Origin of the sequence: Rhodococcus sp. P-2 (assembly GCF_016598535.1) — a bacterium.
Classification (GTDB): Bacteria; Actinomycetota; Actinomycetes; order Mycobacteriales; family Mycobacteriaceae; genus Rhodococcus_F; species Rhodococcus_F baikonurensis.
This window is the reverse complement of sequence record NZ_CP066779.1, coordinates 6,267,087-6,284,722: the sequence shown is the minus strand read 5'-3', so window position 1 is coordinate 6,284,722 and position 17,636 is coordinate 6,267,087. Positions and strand designations below refer to the sequence as shown.

The 17,636-nt window shown below is 64.0% G+C and carries 19 protein-coding genes; 14 read left to right on the top strand and 5 right to left on the bottom strand.

Annotated features, from left to right (window positions below; translation table 11 throughout):
• The 9 genes from I7X09_RS29130 to I7X09_RS29090 all read left to right on the top strand — a co-directional run bounded on the left by I7X09_RS29130 (position 1) and on the right by I7X09_RS29090 (position 7,339).
• The gene (locus I7X09_RS29130; protein ID WP_003945176.1) at positions 1–804 is read left to right on the top strand and encodes a TIGR00730 family Rossman fold protein; all 804 of its coding nucleotides are present in this window, start codon (positions 1–3) and stop codon (positions 802–804) included.
• Entirely contained in the window at positions 798–1,355 is a 558-nt protein-coding gene (locus I7X09_RS29125) for a TIGR00730 family Rossman fold protein (RefSeq protein WP_095972911.1), read from the top strand. Before I7X09_RS29130 ends, I7X09_RS29125 begins: the two co-directional genes overlap by 7 nt.
• Positions 1,356–1,443: 88 nt before the next feature.
• Positions 1,444–3,216, top strand: coding sequence for a long-chain-acyl-CoA synthetase (locus I7X09_RS29120; RefSeq protein ID WP_166813461.1), 1,773 nt, complete (start codon positions 1,444–1,446; stop codon positions 3,214–3,216).
• 30 nt (positions 3,217–3,246) lie between these two features.
• The gene (gene folP, locus I7X09_RS29115) at positions 3,247–4,146 is read left to right on the top strand and encodes a dihydropteroate synthase (RefSeq protein ID WP_095972909.1); all 900 of its coding nucleotides are present in this window, start codon (positions 3,247–3,249) and stop codon (positions 4,144–4,146) included.
• A complete protein-coding gene (locus I7X09_RS29110) occupies positions 4,143–5,084 on the top strand; it encodes a glucosyl-3-phosphoglycerate synthase (protein WP_019749363.1) in 942 nt (313 codons plus the stop codon). The genes folP and I7X09_RS29110 overlap by 4 nt, the downstream gene beginning before the upstream one ends.
• A gap of 32 nt (positions 5,085–5,116) precedes the next feature.
• Positions 5,117–5,494, top strand: a complete 378-nt coding sequence (locus I7X09_RS29105; protein WP_124569919.1) for a DivIVA domain-containing protein — start codon at positions 5,117–5,119, stop codon at positions 5,492–5,494.
• Positions 5,494–6,063, top strand: coding sequence for a DNA-3-methyladenine glycosylase I (locus I7X09_RS29100; protein ID WP_166813459.1), 570 nt, complete (start codon positions 5,494–5,496; stop codon positions 6,061–6,063). Before I7X09_RS29105 ends, I7X09_RS29100 begins: the two co-directional genes overlap by 1 nt.
• 151 nt (positions 6,064–6,214) lie before the next feature.
• Positions 6,215–6,382, top strand: coding sequence for a DUF3117 domain-containing protein (locus I7X09_RS29095; protein ID WP_003945169.1), 168 nt, complete (start codon positions 6,215–6,217; stop codon positions 6,380–6,382).
• Between the two features lie 117 nt (positions 6,383–6,499).
• Positions 6,500–7,339 (top strand): putative RNA methyltransferase, encoded by an 840-nt coding sequence (locus I7X09_RS29090; protein ID WP_200314901.1) that lies wholly within the window; start codon positions 6,500–6,502, stop codon positions 7,337–7,339.
• 6 nt (positions 7,340–7,345) lie between these two features.
• Here I7X09_RS29090 and glgA read toward each other — a convergent pair whose 3' ends face one another.
• Positions 7,346–8,518: a glycogen synthase gene (gene glgA, locus I7X09_RS29085; RefSeq protein WP_200314899.1), complete on the bottom strand. Its 1,173-nt coding sequence runs from the start codon at positions 8,516–8,518 to the stop codon at positions 7,346–7,348.
• 132 nt (positions 8,519–8,650) lie between these two features.
• Between glgA and glgC the strand changes: the two genes are divergently transcribed.
• A complete protein-coding gene (gene glgC / locus I7X09_RS29080; RefSeq protein WP_003945185.1) occupies positions 8,651–9,865 on the top strand; it encodes a glucose-1-phosphate adenylyltransferase in 1,215 nt (404 codons plus the stop codon).
• Here the strand turns inward: glgC and I7X09_RS29075 are convergent.
• The gene (locus I7X09_RS29075; protein ID WP_007736091.1) at positions 9,862–10,497 is read right to left on the bottom strand and encodes an O-methyltransferase; all 636 of its coding nucleotides are present in this window, start codon (positions 10,495–10,497) and stop codon (positions 9,862–9,864) included. The genes glgC and I7X09_RS29075 overlap by 4 nt on opposite strands.
• Before the next feature lie 330 nt (positions 10,498–10,827).
• Here I7X09_RS29075 and sigE point away from each other — a divergent pair, with 330 nt between their 5' ends.
• The 4 genes from sigE (at position 10,828) to tatB (ending at position 13,857) form a co-directional block, all read left to right on the top strand.
• Positions 10,828–11,424 (top strand): RNA polymerase sigma factor SigE, encoded by a 597-nt coding sequence (gene sigE, locus I7X09_RS29070; protein ID WP_029255812.1) that lies wholly within the window; start codon positions 10,828–10,830, stop codon positions 11,422–11,424.
• Positions 11,425–11,476: 52 nt separating this feature from the next.
• Complete coding sequence (locus I7X09_RS29065) at positions 11,477–11,836, top strand: RNA polymerase subunit sigma-70 (protein WP_095972923.1); 360 nt, start codon at positions 11,477–11,479, stop codon at positions 11,834–11,836.
• A gap of 75 nt (positions 11,837–11,911) precedes the next feature.
• The gene (locus I7X09_RS29060; protein WP_200318145.1) at positions 11,912–13,390 is read left to right on the top strand and encodes a S1C family serine protease; all 1,479 of its coding nucleotides are present in this window, start codon (positions 11,912–11,914) and stop codon (positions 13,388–13,390) included.
• 74 nt (positions 13,391–13,464) lie between these two features.
• Positions 13,465–13,857, top strand: coding sequence for a Sec-independent protein translocase protein TatB (gene tatB / locus I7X09_RS29055; RefSeq protein ID WP_003945177.1), 393 nt, complete (start codon positions 13,465–13,467; stop codon positions 13,855–13,857).
• Positions 13,858–13,921: 64 nt separating this feature from the next.
• Here the strand turns inward: tatB and I7X09_RS29050 are convergent, their stop codons facing one another.
• From I7X09_RS29050 to I7X09_RS29040, 3 genes are all read right to left on the bottom strand, one after another.
• Positions 13,922–15,058, bottom strand: a complete 1,137-nt coding sequence (locus I7X09_RS29050; protein ID WP_095972904.1) for an Mrp/NBP35 family ATP-binding protein — start codon at positions 15,056–15,058, stop codon at positions 13,922–13,924.
• A 24-nt stretch (positions 15,059–15,082) separates the two neighbouring features.
• Positions 15,083–15,946 (bottom strand): lytic transglycosylase domain-containing protein, encoded by an 864-nt coding sequence (locus I7X09_RS29045; RefSeq protein WP_095972903.1) that lies wholly within the window; start codon positions 15,944–15,946, stop codon positions 15,083–15,085.
• A gap of 145 nt (positions 15,947–16,091) precedes the next feature.
• Complete coding sequence (locus I7X09_RS29040) at positions 16,092–17,561, bottom strand: lytic transglycosylase domain-containing protein (protein ID WP_234036751.1); 1,470 nt, start codon at positions 17,559–17,561, stop codon at positions 16,092–16,094.
• Positions 17,562–17,636: the final 75 nt, after the last annotated feature.

Genomic DNA, 17,636 nt, shown 5'->3' with positions numbered 1-17,636 from the left:
ATGGCACCAGAGAAGAATTCGGCTTCGAAGAAGCAGAGCTCGTCGATCAAGCACCGCGGGCCCGTACAGCTTCGCCGCAAGCGCAAGGACGAGAAGACCACGACCGATCAGCGCTTGCTCGACAAGCGCGGACCCACGGACTGGGTCCACACCGATCCGTGGCGTGTGTTGCGTATCCAGAGCGAATTCATCGAAGGTTTCGGCGCGCTCGCCGAGGTTCCGCGTGCGGTGACGGTGTTCGGTTCGGCACGCACCACGGTCGATCATCCCGAGTACCAATCCGGCCGTGAGCTGGGAACCGCGTTGGCCGAAGCCGGGTACGCCGTCATCACCGGCGGTGGACCAGGAGTCATGGAGGCTGCCAACCGCGGTTGCAGCGAGGCCGGTGGATACTCGATCGGCCTCGGCATCGAGCTGCCGTTCGAGCAGGGACTCAACGAGTGGGTGGATCTCGGAATCAACTTCCGTTACTTCTTCGCACGCAAGACGATGTTCGTGAAGTACTCCCAGGCATTCATCTGCCTGCCGGGCGGCTTCGGCACACTCGACGAGCTGTTCGAGGCACTGACTCTGGTGCAGACCCACAAGGTCACGCGCTTCCCGATCGTCCTGTTCGGTACCGAGTACTGGTCCGGACTCGTCGACTGGATTCGCGGCACCCTCGAGCGTGACGGCAAGATTTCCGAAGGCGACGTGAACTTGCTGCACGTCACCGACAGCGTGGAAGAAGCAGTACGAATCGTCCTCAACGCCGACAAGGGCGTCGACGAGGCCGCAGATCTGGGGAAAGAAGAAGAATGGTGACCGATTCCGACAAGAAGTACTCGATCTGCGTCTACTGCGCGTCAGGTCCGGTGGACGAATCGTTCCTGGCGTTGGCGTCGGAGGTGGGCACCGCGATCGGTCGACGCGGATGGCAGTTGGTCTCGGGCGGCGGCAATGTCTCGATGATGGGCGCTGTCGCCGAGTCCGCTCGCGCGGCGGGCGCTTGGACCGTCGGCGTCATTCCGAAGGCCTTGGTACACAAGGAAGTTGCCGACGTCGATGCCGACGAGCTGATCGTCACTGACACCATGCGCGAGCGCAAGAAGCTGATGGAAGATCACGCCGACGCGTTCATCACGCTGCCCGGCGGGATCGGGACGCTGGAGGAGCTGTTCGAGACGTGGACCGCGGGTTACCTGGGGATGCACGAGAAGCCGGTGGTGATGCTCGATCCCGTCGGACACTTCACCGGCCTGCTCGAGTGGCTGAACAAGCTCGACGGGACCGGCTTCGTCGGGCGTCAGGCGCTGGACACCCTGCTGGTGAGAACGGATGTGGAGGCCGCGCTCGACGCGTGCGTGAAAGGCTGACCTGGGGCATGGCGGGCTTTATTACCGTGCAGTAAGGTGGCCGCAGACTGGGCGGCCGAATGGGCGCCGGATACGTGTTAGGGGAGCCATGAGTTCGGAAGCCCGTTCGACCGTCGGCCTGCTGGATCTGGCGGCAAAACTGCCGTCGATGATCACCGAGGTGCCGATCCTGGCGCGGGGGGCCGCCGGGCTCACACGCAAGCCTTCGGCCAAGGAATCGATCGGGTTGATCTTCCAGAAGGCCGCGCACGCGCACCCGTCGCGCCCGTTCATCCGGTTCGAGGGCCACGCGACCAGTTACGCGGAGGCCAACGAACTGGTCAATCGCTACGCGGATGTACTTCGTGGCCGAGGCGTCGACCGCGGAGACGTCGTCGGCGTTCTGGCAAAGAACACTCCTGAAGCCCTGTTGGTTGCACTCGCTGCCGTCAAGCTCGGTGCCGCGGCAGGAATGCTGAACTACAACCAGCGCGACGACGTTCTGGCACACAGCCTTACGCTGCTCGACGCTCGCGTCCTGGTGGTCGCCGACGAGTGCGAGGAAGCCCTCGAATCGTTGCCCGCCGGATTTACCGGGCCCGATCAACTTCTTGTCAGCGAACTCTCCGATCTGGCGAAGACGGCTGATCCGGCCAACCCGGCGGTCACCGCCGAGGTGCTGGCGGAGGAGAAGGCGTTCTACATCTTCACCTCGGGCACCACCGGAATGCCCAAGGCGAGCTTGATGACTCACTTCCGCTGGTTGAAGTCGATGTCCGGTCTCGGGTTGATGGGCGTGCGCTTGCGGGGCTCGGACACTCTGTACTGCTGCCTGCCGCTCTATCACAACAACGCGTTGACGGTATCGCTGTCGTCGGTGCTCGCGTCCGGTGCGACCATCGCGATCGGACGTCAGTTCTCCGCCTCGCGGTTCTGGGACGACATCGCACTCAACAAGGCGACCGCATTCACCTACATCGGTGAACTGTGCCGCTATCTGCTCAACCAGCCGGCCAAGCCGACCGACAGCGACAACGCAGTTCGGCTGATGGTGGGTAACGGTCTGCGCCCGGAGATCTGGGCCGAGTTCACTGCGCGGTTCGGCATTCCCCGCGTCGCCGAGTTCTACGGTGCGAGCGAATGCAACATCGCGTTCGTCAACGCACTCAACGTGGACAAGACAGCAGGTATCTGCCCGTTGCCGCACGCCGTGGTGGAGTTCGACGAGAACACCGGAAAAGCGTTGCGGGGAGCCGATGGTCGACTGCGCAAGGTTTCCACGGGTCAGGTCGGGCTCCTACTGTCCAAAGTCACCGACCGAGCACCTTTCGACGGCTACACCGACGAAGCGGCGAGCAACAGCAAGCTGGTACGTGGCGGATTCAAGGACGACGACACCTGGTTCGACACCGGAGACCTGGTGCGCAAGCAGGGATGGGGCCACGTCGCCTTCGTCGACCGCCTCGGTGACACCTTCCGGTGGAAGGGTGAGAACGTAGCCACCACGGAGGTCGAGGGCGCGCTGAGTTCGCACCCGGCCGTCGAGGAAGCAGTTGTCTACGGCGTCGAGATTCCGGGCACCGACGGTCGCGCGGGCATGGCAGCGGTCAAGCTGCGGGACGGCGGGAGTTTCGAGGGCACCGAAGTCGCGGCTCACCTCTACGGCAAGCTCCCCAACTACGCGGTCCCGCTGTTCATCCGCATCGTCGACTCACTCGAACACACCAGCACTTTCAAGTCGCGCAAGGTGGAATTGCGCAACGAAGGTTACGACGTCGGCGCCGACACTCTGCACGTTCTCGAAGGCCGCGAGGGTGGTTATGTGGACTCGTACGACGAATACGTCGGAAAGGTCGCGGCAGGCTCGGTACCCAAGGGCTAGACCGAGTTCCGTCATGCCAGTATGAGTGGCATGTCTTCACTCTCCGGTTCGACCGCGCAGCCAGGCCCGGCGCCCACCCTGTGTGGGCGTCCGGTCGCGGTCGACCGTGCATTGGTGATGGCGATCGTCAACCGCACTCCCGATTCCTTCTACGACCAGGGCGCGACGTTCTCGGACTCGGCAGCGATGGCTGCCGTCGATCGGGCCGTCGACGAAGGCGCCGATCTGGTGGACATCGGGGGAGTGAAAGCCGGGCCCGGTGACCTCGTCGACGCCGACGAAGAGGTCAGGCGAGTCGTTCCGTTCGTCGCCGCGATCAGAGCCAAGTACCCCGAGTTGATCATCAGCGTCGACACCTGGCGAAGTGGCGTCGCACGGCTGGCACGCGACGAAGGTGCCGACCTGATCAACGACACGTGGGCTGGTGCGGATCCCGAACTCGTCGTGGTCGCCGCCGAGACGGGTGCCGGAATCGTCTGCTCGCACACCGGCGGCGCAGTTCCGCGCACGCGCCCCCACCGTGTCCGCTACGACGACGTCGTCGCAGATGTGGTCACCGAGGTGGTGTCGGCAGCAGAACGCGCCTTGGCGCTCGGAGTTCCGCGCGATGCGATTCTGATCGATCCCACCCACGATTTCGGTAAGAACACCTTCCACGGGCTCGAGTTGTTGCGGAAAGTGGACGTTCTTGTAAACACCGGGTGGCCAGTGCTGATGGCGCTGAGTAATAAGGACTTCATCGGGGAGACTCTTGGTGTGGAGCTTTCCGAGAGGTTGGAGGGAACATTGGCAGCGACAGCAATGGCCGCGGCGGGCGGCGCCCGGGTGTTCCGTGTTCACGAGGTGGCGTCCACCCGTCGAGTAGTCGACATGGTGGCCGCGATCCAGGGACGCCGCGCCCCGGTACGTACGGTTCGAGGTCTGGCATGAGTATCACCGGTGCGGGCCCGACCCGCGTATGGGCAGAAGCCAACAGTTGGGACCATCCGAGTTGGACGGTCGCCGAACTCGAACGGGCGAAGGGCGGCCGAACCGTCTCGGTGGTGTTGCCCGCGCTCAACGAAGAAGACACCGTTGCTGCGGTGGTCGACACCATTCATCCCTTGCTCGGGGGCTTGGTCGACGAATTGATCGTTCTCGATTCCGGTTCCACCGACCGTACTGCCGAGCGTGCGCGCGCGGCCGGAGCGACGGTGATCAGTCGTGAGAGCGCAGTTCCGTCCATCCCGCCGACCGCAGGCAAAGGTGAGGTGCTCTGGCGTTCGGTCGCCGCAACGACGGGCGATCTGATCGCATTCGTCGATTCCGACCTCATCAATCCCGATCCGGCGTTCGTGCCCAAACTGCTGGGCCCGTTGCTCACGGTGGACGGCATCCATCTGGTGAAGGGTTACTACCGCCGCCCGCTGCGCGTGAGCGGCACGGAAGACGCCAATGGCGGCGGACGAGTCACGGAATTGGTTGCGCGGCCCATGTTGGCTGCGCTGCGGCCCGAACTCACGTCCGTACTGCAACCACTCGGCGGTGAATACGCCGGCACCCGTGAGTTGCTCTCGGCTGTCCCGTTCGCCCCCGGCTACGGCGTCGAGATCGGCTTGCTGCTCGACACGTACGACACGTTGGGACTGGCGGCGATCGGTCAGGTCAATCTCGGTGTGCGCAAGCATCGCAACCGGCCGCTCGCCGATCTCGGCGTGATGAGTCGGCAGATCATCGGAACGATGCTCAGGCGGTGCGGGATCGAGGATTCGGGCGCGGGGTTGACCCAATTCCTGGTCGACGGTGATTCTTTCGTGCCCGAGACCACGGAGGTATCGCTGCTCGATCGACCCCCGATGAATTCGATAGTGCGCACCGCGGGGGTCTGACCGCTCACACTCGGGTATGGGAGTATCGGTCCATGATGACGATCCTCCTGTACCTGATTGTCATGGCACTGGTCGGCGCGATGATCTTCCTCGCCGCCAGTGCTGTGTTCGGGCGCTCGGAAGAGCTGCCGCCGCTGCCTCCTGGCACGACGGCGACCGTACTCCCGGCAGAGGATGTCACCGGTGCGGATGTCGACGCTCTGCGTTTTCAGCAGGTGCTGCGCGGCTACAAGGCGAGTGAAGTGGATTGGGCCCTGCATCGCCTCGGGTTGGAAATCGATTCTCTGCGTGCACAACTGGGCCGTGACGAGCGGTCTGAGGTCCTGGTGAAGGCGGATGCTCCGGCCAAGGCCGAAGCATCGCAGGAGGCGCCTGCGACCGAATCCGAATCGAAGGATTCCCAGGGCTGATGACAGACGGACTGGTTCGGTGCGGCTGGGTGGTCGAGACGCCCGGTGACACGCTGTACCGCGACTATCACGACGAGGAGTGGGGGCGTCCGCTGCACGGGCGCGACGAACTGTTCGAGCGGCTCGCCCTCGAAGCATTCCAATCGGGACTGTCGTGGATCACGATTCTGCGTAAACGCGAGGCGTTTCGCGAAGCCTTCGACGGGTTCGATCCGGACAAGGTCGCAGCGTACGGAGTTGCGGACGTGGAGAGACTGCTCTCCGATGCCGCGATCGTCCGCAATCGCGCGAAGATCGAGGCGACGATTTCCAACGCCCGAGTGCTCGTGAATTCACCCGATCTGGACCTCGATTCGTTACTCTGGTCGTTCTCGCCGCCTCGACGCACCAGAAGACTGACATCAATTGCAGAGGTTCCGGCGGTCACTCCCGAGTCGACTGCCATGGCCAAGGAACTCAAGCGGCGCGGGTTCAAGTTTGTGGGTCCTACCACGGCTTATGCGCTCATGCAGGCTACCGGAATGGTCGACGATCACGTGGCTGATTGCTGGGTTCCGGCGCAGGTGTGACGGTCGACTGAACACCCCTAAATGTGACTCAGATTCCCGGTTCCCGCATCCATAGGGAACAATGGAGGGTACGAGCCTCGCTGATTGTTGGCGGGGCGCACCGTTAGTCGAGGCGCAGAGCAATGCAGCGCAGATCTGGAGGGAGCAGAGGATGGCGGCCATGAAGCCCCGGACCGGGGACGGTCCCCTCGAAGCAACCAAAGAGGGACGAGGAATCGTCATGCGGGTTCCACTCGAGGGTGGCGGACGCCTCGTCGTCGAGCTGACCCCGGATGAAGCTGCAGCGCTCGGTGTGGAACTCACGAACGTCACCAGCTAGTCGGGTCCAGGTTGTAGCAGTACGAACAACAGCACGTGATTGCACGCAGGCTCCGTATCCGATTCGGTACGGGGCCTGAAGTGTGTGCGCACCACCGGTAGCCGAAAGGACGGATCAATGCTTGCCACCGTGATCGATCTTCTGTCCTGCCCGCAGTGTGCTGCCGAGTTGGAATTGGTGGACGGCGCCGTCGAGTGCGACCGCGGACATCGATTCGACGTCGCTCGCCAGGGCTACGTGAGCCTGATCAGTGGCGGTGCCACGAAGTTCACCGGCGACAGTGCCGAGATGATCGCCGCGCGTGCACGGTTGCTCGGCGCCGGCCACTTCGGTCCGCTGATGGATGCCGTCTCGCGGGCCTGCGTGACGACGGCAGGGTCGGAACCGGCGCGGATTGTCGAAATCGGTGCAGGCACAGGACAATACCTCGCACACGTCGTGGATTCGCTTGCCGATTCTCGGGCGATAGCCTTGGACGTGTCCAAATTTGCGGCACGGCGAGCAGCGAAGGTCCACGAAAGGATCGGCTCGATCGTCGCGGACGTCTGGCAACCACTGCCGATTCGGGACGGAGCGCTCTCTCACGTGCTCTGTGTGTTCGCACCACGCAACGGTCCGCAGTCCCATCGAATTCTCGCCGATGACGGCGTTCTGGTGGTCTTGACGCCCACTGACAGGCATCTGCGTGAGCTGATCGACATTCTCGCAATGGTCAAGGTCGACGATCGCAAGGTGGAACGTCTCGAATCGTCGATGGCCGGCTATTTCGAGCGCGTGAGTAGCGACGAGGTCGAGTTCACGATGTCGCTCTCGCACCAGGATGTTCTCGACCTGGTGGGGATGGGACCGTCGGCGAGACACCTGACGCCCGCCGATCTGGCTGCCGCCGTGGCGAAACTGCCACAGCCGAGCACCGTCACCGCGTCGGCGACGGTCTCGACCTATCGCAAGATCTGACGCGGATCAGCGTCTCGTGACGGCGTCCGCGTAGACCTCGAGCGTCTGCTTGGCTATTTCGGCCCAGGAGAACTCGTCGATCGCACGGATTCTGCCTGCACGACCCATCGCGTCTGCGCCTTCTCGGTCGGCGACAACGGCATTGACGGTGGCCGCGAGTGACTCCTCGAATGCGATCGGCTCGTAGGCGTTGTAGTGCACGAGTCGTCCGGTCACGCCGTCGGCGACCACCTCGGGGATGCCGCCGACATCGGAAGCGACCACGGCGGTCTCGCACGCCATGGCTTCGAGATTGACGATCCCGAGGGGCTCGTAGACCGAAGGGCAGACGAATACCGTTGCTGCCGAGAGTATTTCCCTGATCTGCTCCGTGGGTAGCATTTCGCGCACCCAGAAGACATTGCCCCGGTGCCTGGCGAGTTCGGCCACCGCCTTCTCGGTCTCGGCGGCGATCTCCGGTGTATCGGGCGCACCGGCGCACAGCACGAGTTGAATCTCCGGATCGAAGTGGTGTGCTGCTGCGACGAGGTGCCCGACGCCCTTTTGTCTCGTGATCCGTCCGACAAAGGCCACGACGGGTTTCGCCGGGTCGACGCCGATCGACGCGAGTGCGGACTGCGCTCCCGGTGCCGCTCCACCGGGATGCCAAACCTCGGTGTCGATTCCGTTGCGTACGACGTGCACGCGACTCGGATCGACAGCGGGGTACGCGTCGAGGACGTCGAGTCGCATACCGGAACTGACGGCGATGATCGCGTCTGCGTGCTCGACGGCGTTGCGTTCGGACCACGACGAGATCCGATAGCCACCACCTAGCTGTTCGGCCTTCCACGGGCGTCTGGGCTCGAGTGAGTGGGCAGTGAGGATGTGCGGTACGTCGTAGAGCGCCGAGGCGAGATGCCCGGCCAGTCCGGTGTACCAGGTGTGGGAGTGGACGATGTCGACGCCGGCTGCGGCATCCGCCATCCGCAGCTCGGTGGAGAGCGTCGTCAAGGCGGGGTTGGATCCGGCGAGAGCGGGGTCGGGTGAGTGGACGATCGCGCCTTCGCGCGGGGCGCCCATGCAGTGCACGTCGACCTCGCACAACCGCTTCATCTGAGCGACAAGCTCGGTTACGTGTACTCCTGCGCCGCCGTAGATCTCCGGCGGGTATTCCTTGGTCATCATCGCGACTCGCACGCGCTAAACCTAACCGCCCGTGGTCGATCCGGCTACCGATCGAACGTAACCCCGTCCGCCTGGAGGGGACACGATCGGACCTCTCGGACTGCTTCGCTAGCGGGAGTTCACCAGTGCGGATAGGTTAGCGGTGTGAGAAGCCAGCCGCATGTGCTTGGAATCGTGCTCGCCGGGGGCGAGGGCAAACGCTTGTATCCGCTGACCGCGGACAGAGCGAAGCCCGCAGTGCCCTTCGGAGGTGCATATCGACTTATCGACTTCGTGTTGAGCAACCTTGTCAACGCGGGATATCTGCGTATTTGTGTGTTGACGCAATACAAGTCACATTCACTCGACCGCCACATTTCGCAGACGTGGCGATTGTCCGGGTTCGCGGGTGAGTACATCACTCCGGTCCCGGCCCAGCAGCGGCTCGGGCCGCGCTGGTACACCGGCAGCGCCGATGCAATCCTGCAGTCGCTCAATCTCGTTTACGACGAGGACCCCGAGTACATCGTGGTTTTCGGTGCCGACCACGTGTACCGGATGGATCCGGAACAGATGGTGCAGCACCACATCGAATCCGGGGCAGGGGTGACGGTCGCCGGTATTCGTGTACCGCGAAGCGAGGCTTTTGCTTTCGGCTGCATCGACAGCGACGAGTCCGGACGCATCACCCAGTTCCTCGAGAAGCCCGCCCATCCTCCCGGGACACCGGACGACCCCAATTCGACGTTCGCGTCCATGGGTAACTATGTGTTCACCACCAAGGTGCTCGTGGACGCCATCCGCGCCGATTCGGAGAACTCCGATTCCGATCACGACATGGGCGGCGACATCATTCCCGCCTTGGTCGCTGCGGGTGAGGCGTCGGTCTACGACTTCAAGGACAACGTCGTTCCCGGTGCCACCGATCGCGACCGCGGTTACTGGCGTGACGTCGGTACCCTCGACGCCTTCTACGACGCTCACATGGACCTCGTGTCGGTGCACCCGATCTTCAACCTCTACAACCGCCGCTGGCCCATCCGCGGCGCCACCGAGAATCTCGCGCCCGCCAAGTTCGTGAAGGGCGGACTCGCACAGGAATCGGTGGTCGGTGCGGGGTCGATCCTCTCTGCCGCGACCGTGCGCAATTCGGTGCTCAGTTCCAACGTCATGATCGAAGACGGCGCGACGGTCGAGGGCAGTGTGCTGATGCCGGGTGTGCGCATCGGCAAGGGCGCCGTCGTGCGGCGTGCCATCCTCGACAAGAACGTCGTCGTCGGTGACGGCGAAATCATCGGTGTCGACCTCGAACGTGACCGCGAACGATTCGCCGTCAGTCAGGGCGGCGTCGTCGCCATCGGTAAGGGCGTCTGGATCTAGAGCTTGCTCGCGCAGAGGAGGCCGTCGCCGAGGGGGAGCAGGACTCGAATGAGTCGCTCGTCCTCGGTTACGGCCTTTGCCGCTTCTCGGACCGCGACAGTTGTCGCGTCGCGGGCGGAGCTGTCGGCAACGCGGCCGTCGGCGAGGGCGTTGTGCAGAACGATGACACCGCCGGAGCGCAGCAACCGGACACCTTCGCGGACGTAATGCGGGTGGTCGATTGCGGCGCAGTCGACGAAGACCAGGTCGTAGCCACCGTCGGCGAGACGGGGAAGGACATCGAGAGCCCGTCCGTTGATCAGGCGAGTGCGTGCCGGAGCGATGCCGCTTTCGCGAAAGGTCAGCTTGGCTGCACGCTGATGTTCGGGTTCGCTGTCGATCGTGGTCAGAACGCCGTCGTCACGCATTCCGTGCAGAAGCCACAGGCTGCTCACGCCGGCTCCGGTACCCACCTCGACGGCCGTCTTCGCGTCGAGCATTCTCGCGAACATCGCGAGAGTCGCGCCGACGGCAGGCGTCACCGGATGGGCTCCGAGATCCAGCGCTCGATCTCGCGCCGCGGTCAAAATCTCGTCCTCGGAAACTACGTCCTCGACGTGGCGGAGTATCTGTTCGGCGTGGGTCACGCTCATGAGGTTATCGGGCGGTTCGGATTGTCGCTGCAAGGCGCGCAGTCACCAGGATTCTCAGGAATCCCTCAGGCTCCTCATATGGCGTGCACACCGCGATGAGAAAAGGTGTATACATCGCCGGATCGAAGATCGCACGGCGGTATCGATTTCTACCAAGTTGGTCTTTCGCAGCTCGGTGATCGGGAACAAATCACAGCATCGGCTGGTTCTCCCGAATATCGCGCATCACGTGATTCGGACAACGCGGTGATCGAACTACGCGATCCCGAGCAGGAGGATCAACTTATTTACCAGGTCAACGACGAGCCTCGCCCTCGAGAGTCGGAAGTTTTGACGACGGAATCGGCTGTGGATTCCGAATTGATCGGCACAGCTGTGTTCGATGCAACTGGTGAGAAGTCCTCCATGCCGTCTTGGGACGAACTCGTGCGTCAACATGGTGACCGGGTGTACCGCCTGGCTTACCGGTTGTCAGGCGATGCCCAGGACGCCGAGGACTTGACGCAGGACACCTTCATTCGGGTGTTCCGCTCGCTCTCCGATTATCAGCCCGGAACGTTCGAGGGCTGGCTGCACCGCATCACGACAAATCTGTTCCTCGACATGGTTCGCCGACGCAACCGCATCCGTATGGAAGCACTGCCCGAGGACTACGACCGTGTTCCCTCACCCGGCCCGGACCCCGAGCAGATCTACCACGACGCGCGCCTCGACGCAGGTCTGCAGGCCGCGCTCGACTCACTCGCACCTGAATTTCGCGCTGCTGTCGTGCTCTGTGACATCGAAGGTCTGTCATACGAGGAAATCGGTGCCACACTGGGAGTGAAGCTCGGAACGGTTCGTAGCCGTATCCATCGTGGGCGACAGGCGATTCGTGATCATCTGGCAGCGCAGCGCGCAGCCGAATCCGAACTCGTCGGTTTCTGACGGTCGGGTTCGAGCTACAGAGCGGGACGTGGTCAATCACCTGGAGGGACGAATGACGGAGGCGCGGGCACATCGCCAGTTCGGTTCGACCGAACATCTGGCCAGCGAGGCAATCGCTGCCTACGTCGACGGGGAACTCCGAATGCAGGCCTACTTGCGGGCCTCGCATCACATCTCGATCTGCGCCGAGTGCGCTGCGGCCGTCGATGCTCAGCAGCAGGCACGTGGTGCACTGCGTCGAAGCGGCGAGATGACGATGCCGTTGTCCCTGGTGGGACTTCTCAGTCAGATTCCCTCGTGCAACAGTCCGAGTACCGGACCAAATTCGGAAAACGCCGACAGTTCCGTCGGTAATCAGCCTGCGGGCTTCTCCACCATCAGCAAGCGGTTGTCCCGTCGCTGGCGCAAATGACGCCGCGCGCCTGCTTCCCGGCGCGGATCAGTGATACTGGACGACGTGACTGACGGAAAAAGGGGGCACTCCGGAGTGAGCTCGGATTCTTCGGCAAACGGTTCGGTGGATCGACCGGCAGATGCGCCGGTACTCGACCCCCGCCCGGTGTACCGACCTCAGATCGATCCGGCCTCGCGCCAGGTGTTCGGTCGGCCGAGCGGAGTCGAGGGCTCGTTCACTCCGGTTGCCGCGCGATCGACCCCGTCTTCCGACGTCGTGATCGGGACTCCGGATCCGGTTCTGGCCGAAGCGTTCGGTCGACCCGCAGACGCAACCGAGTCGATCGGTCGCGATCCCGAGGCGTCGGCCGACAGCACTCCCGACGAAGAACCGCCGAGCGATCCGTGGCGCGATCCTGAATCCGCGGTCTCACTGGGAAATCCAGCAGCGTCCGAGGCGCCGGTGCAGTTGCCTCCCGCCCAGAAACTCGATGTGCGTGAGTTGTTGTTCGGTCGCAAGGTCGCCCCTTCGGCACTGGCCGCGCTTGCAGGCATGGCGTTGGTCATCGCGCTCGTCGGCGGGTTACTCGCCACGGTCATCACTGCCGATCGCAGTTCGCTCACCAGCTCACGTGTCACGCTCGTTCAATCCGGCGGCGGCGAACAGCCGGAGTCGCAGGTGGCGAAGGTCGCCGACGCGGTGCTGCCTTCCGTGGTGTCGATTCAGGTCGCCGTCGGTGACCAGGGAAGTACCGGATCCGGTGTTGTCATCTCGGGTGAGGGATACATCGTCACCAACAACCACGTGATCTCCTCGGCCGTACCGCCGGCACAAGACGCGAAGATCCAGGTGATCTTCTCCGACGGAACCAAGACCGACGCCCAGATCGTCGGCCGAGACGTCAAGACAGACCTCGCGGTGCTCAAAGTCTCGGCCAACAATCTGACGGTCGCCCAGCTCGGAAAATCCGAAGACGTCCAGGTAGGTGACGACGTCGTCGCCGTCGGCTCACCGCTCGGGTTGAGCAAGACCGTCACTCGCGGAATCGTCAGTGCGTTGAATCGGCCGCTGCGGTTGTCGGGTGAAGGCACCGACACCAACGCCGTCATCGACGCCGTTCAGACCGACGCGGCGATCAACCACGGCAACTCCGGTGGTGCGCTCGTCGACGACGAAGCCCGCGTCATCGGCATCAACACCGCAATGCTCAGCGAGTCCGGTGGTTCGGTCGGGCTCGGCTTCGCGATTCCGATCGACACGGTCACCGAGGTGGCGCAGACCATCATCCGCGACGGCAAGGTTCATCATCCCGACATCGGCGTGAATGCCCGTACCGCGGTCAACGACGCGACCAGCGGCGCTGCCGTGGCCAACGTCCGCGATGGCAGCCCAGCGCAACGTGCGGGGATCGTCGAGGGTGACGTCATCGTCAAGGTCGGTGACCGCCCGGTCACCAGTGCCGACGAATTGGTGGTTGCCGTCAACGCGACGACTGTCGATCAGCCGGTCAACGTCCAGTTGATCCGCGACGGACGGCAGGTCGACATTTCGGTCACGCCGGTGTCCGACTGATCGGACCCTGCGATCTTCCTGTGAGGTTGATCCGGACATGCGCGCACCGAGCGAGCACACAGTAGGCTGACCCTGTGTTTGGCAACATCGGTTGGGGCGAGTTCATGATCCTCCTCGTAGCGGCTCTGGTCATCTTGGGACCTGAGCGGCTTCCTGGTGCGGTCTCCTGGGTCACGAAATCCCTGAGGCAGGTGCGCGAATATGCTTCGGGCGCTTCCAATCAGCTCAAGGAAGAACTGGGTACCGATTTCGAGGATCTGCGTAAACCACTCGCAGATCTGAACAAGCTGCGCGGGATGACGCCGCGCGCCGTGATCACCCAACACCTTCTCGACGGCGACGACTCCATCTTCACGGGCAACTTCGACAAGAAGCCGCAGAGTGGAGTGCAGGAGCCGAAGACGCTGTCGAAGGACAAGCCACTCACCGCGGGCGAACGTCCTCCTGTGGACTTCGACGCAACCTAGATTCGACATACGAAAGGGCGCCTGTCACCGATCGGTGACAGGCGCCCTTTCGTATGAGGGCGTTCTACAGGTTGCGAACCGTATTGATACCGAGCGACATTCCGGCCAGCCCACGCTGACGGACGGCCAACTTGTCGGCGATGTCCTTGAGTGCGATCGCGGCGGGTGAATCGGGAGCACTGAGAACGATCGGCGTCCCGGCGTCGCCTGCCTCGCGGACGGACGGATCCAGCGGAATCTGTCCGAGAAGCGGAACCTTGGCTCCGACGGCCTTCGTGAGGCGATCGGAGACGGTCTGCCCGCCGCCTTCACCGAAGACGTCCATGCGGGTGCCGTCGGGAAGTTCGAGCCACGACATGTTCTCGACGACGCCGGCGACGCGCTGACGGGTCTGCAGGGCGATGGCGCCGGCGCGCTCGGCGACCTCGGCGGCAGCCTGCTGCGGTGTGGTGACGACGAGGATTTCCGCACTCGGGATGAGCTGAGCCACCGAGATTGCGATGTCACCGGTGCCGGGCGGCAGATCGAGCAGCAGCACGTCCAGATCGCCCCAGAACACGTCGGCGAGGAACTGCTGGAGCGCGCGGTGCAGCATGGGGCCGCGCCAGACGACGGGAGTGTTGCCCTGGGTGAACTGCGCGATGGAGATCATCTTCACGTCGTGTGCGACGGGCGGCATGATCATGCGCTCGACCTGAGTCGGCTTGGCGTCGGTACCGAGCATGCGGGGGATGGAGTGACCGTAGATATCCGCGTCGAGGACACCGACGGACAATCCGCGAGCAGCCATGGCTGCCGCGAGATTGACTGTCACACTGGACTTTCCGACGCCGCCCTTGCCGGAGGCCACGGCGTAGACGCGGGTGAGTGAACCCGGCTGGGCGAACGGGATGACGGGCTCGGCGGAATCGCCGCGAAGCGACTTGCGGAGCTCGGTTCGCTGAGCGTCGTCCATGACGTCGAGTTCGACGCGGATCGCGCCGACACCGGCGACGTCGGCGACGGCCTTGGTGACGCGTTCGGTGATCTCGGTGCGCATCGGGCAACCGGCGGTCGTGAGATAGATGCCGATGTCGACGCTGTTGTCACTGGAGAGAGTGATCCCCTTGACCATCCCCAGTTCGGTGATGGGTTTGCGGATCTCTGGGTCCAGAACTCGCGCGAGCGCGGAGCGAACGTCGGACTCGGTCAGTACAGACATGACTCCATGGTAAGTCCAGGTAGGTCAGTGGATGCGCGGCAGGTCCGATGCGGCGGGCACGATGCCGGTGGAGTACCCGAGCGACCAGGCCAGAACGTTGGCGACGTAGGCGGCCGAGTTGTTGTAGCGGTGGATCGCGGAGGCAACCTGGGTGACGTCCTGCATGTCGAGTCCGCCGTCGCACAGGTACTTGCCGGTGGTCAGTGCGGAGTCGAAAAGGTTCTGGGGGTCGGCGATTCCGTCACCGTTGCCGTCGCCGGCGTACTGGTTCCAGGTGGACGGAATGAACTGCATGGGGCCGACGGCGCGGTCGTAGACGGTGTCGCCGTCGAGGGCGCCGCCGTCGGTGTCCATGATGACGGCCTGGCCGGGCAGGCTGCCGTTGAGCGGCAGGCCGATCACGGGCTTGTAGAGGTTGCCGTTCGCGTCGGCGTCCTTGCCGTCGTTCGCGTGGCCCGATTCGACGCGACCGATTCCGGCGAGGAGTGTCCAGTGCATGTTGCAGTTGGGCTTCTCGACGGCGAGGATTCGCTCGGCGTTCTGGTACGCGGCGACGCTCACGCTCGGGATTCCGAGTGCGCCCTCGGCCATGGAGGCGGGGAGCGGGGGAGTCGCCTGCACGGGAGCCAACGGTGCGGGCTCCGGCGCGGGGGCGGGTGCCGGTTCGGCGATTGCTTCGACGGCGGGCAGAATCTGGGCTTGCGGTTCCTGCGTGGCTTGCGCGGCAGTGTCCACCGTTTCTGCGGAGCTGGTGTTGAAGAACGGAACCTTGGGAGCGGCGCCGGCCGTGTTGGCTGCGGTGACGAGTCCGATAGGGATGAGTCCGGTGAGCGCGATGACCGAATTTCGACGGATGTGCGAATCTGTCTTCTTGCTGTGCCGACCCACTGTGTATGCCTCCTGAACCTCCGCGAGGAGGTTTTCCGTTCAACTGACGGAGTCGAGGCTACCTGATTTGTTGCGTTTCCGTTATTCAACCGTGATCTAGAAGGGCAGTTTGGGGCATATGCACTGTTCTTTCGTGATTTTTCGGTTACAGAGCGGGCATGCCGGGCAGGCCCGGGAAGAACGGAACGAATGCCGGCGCAGGCGCCGGGGCGGGCTCCGGCGCGGGAGCCGGGGCGGGTGCCGGAGCTGGCTCAGGCGCGGGCGCGGCGGGCGGCGAAGATTCCGCGGGGGCTGCGTCGGTGGTGACGGGTGCCGTGGCGGCCACTGCCATGCCCGGGACGGTGCACGGCAGAAGGATGCCGTCCTGCAAGGCGTCCAGTGCTGCGGGGTCCGGAAGGATCACACACATGTCGTCGGGCCAGCGCCATCCCTCAGCCGTCAGAATCGGCCAGACGAGACCCCGTGAGGTGAGGACGGGGAGCGGGATGATCGGACCGGGAGCTGCGTTCCGGGCGGCGTCGGGTCCCGGAGTGGGGCTGGTCGGCATGACTCCAGGTGGGATCAGTGCCTGGATTTCGGGTGAGAGCGCCGGCATGTCGGGCAGGCCGGGGAAGAGAGGAGTGGTGGTCGGGGTCGGCGTCGTCGACGCAGATTCCTTGTCACCGGCCGCCGGGTCGGTAGCGGCAGCAGCAGCGAGAACGGCCGAAGCTGCGGAGTCCGCCGAGGCGGCGGCGTTGATCGCCGAGCTGCCGGTGTTGATGCCGGAGGTGTACGGCAGCTGACCGGAAGGGATGACGCCGTTCTTGTAGGCCGTCGACCACATGATCACGTTCGCTGCGTAAGCGGCCGAGTTGTTGTATCGCAGAACAGCTTTGGTCTCCTGGGCGACGTCGCGCAGGTTGAGTCCGCCGCTGCAGAGGTACTTCGCTGCCGAGAGCGCCGCGTCGAAGACGTTGTTGGGGTCCTTGATTCCGTCCCCGTTACCGTCGCTGGCATATCCGGCCCAGGTGGCCGGAATGAACTGCATCGGCCCGACGGCGCGGTCGTGAGTGGGGTCGCCGTCGATCGCGCCCTTGTCCGTGTCTCGAATGACTTCGTTGCCCGCCAGACGGCCGTCGAGGACGGGTCCGAGGATCGGGGTGACCGTCGTTCCCACCGAGGTCGTCTTGCCGCCGTTGGCGTGACCGGATTCGATGCGTCCGATCCCGGCCAGGAGATGCCAGGGGATGCCGCAACCCGGCGCCTCGGTCATCATCACCAGTTCGGCGGAGCGGTACGCGTTCAGAACGATCTCGGGGATGCCCAGAGAGGTGAGGACGACGGCCGCGGCGTTGGGCGCTGCCGGAGCGCCGGCGACCGTATCGCTGGGTGGGGCCGATCGTTGCGTTCGGACGGTGCGGGGCGTCGGGAGGAAGTCGACAGAGTCCGGCTGCGCAGCGGAGGCGGAGCCTGCGAGGGCGATGGGGACCTGCGACCCACCGGACGGTGCGCTTCCGGCCGTGAGGGCCGCTGGACCTGTTACGACAAGCAGTCCCCCCACCAGTGTGGATGCTGCAATCATTCCGCGTACTCGCACGATTCCCCTTTGCTGGCGCTCCCGCTCCGGAGTACCCACCGTGATATCCATATTGCTGTGACTTACGTTACATATCGGTCACGGTGCGTGCAGCAAAACTCAGCGAACGCTCAG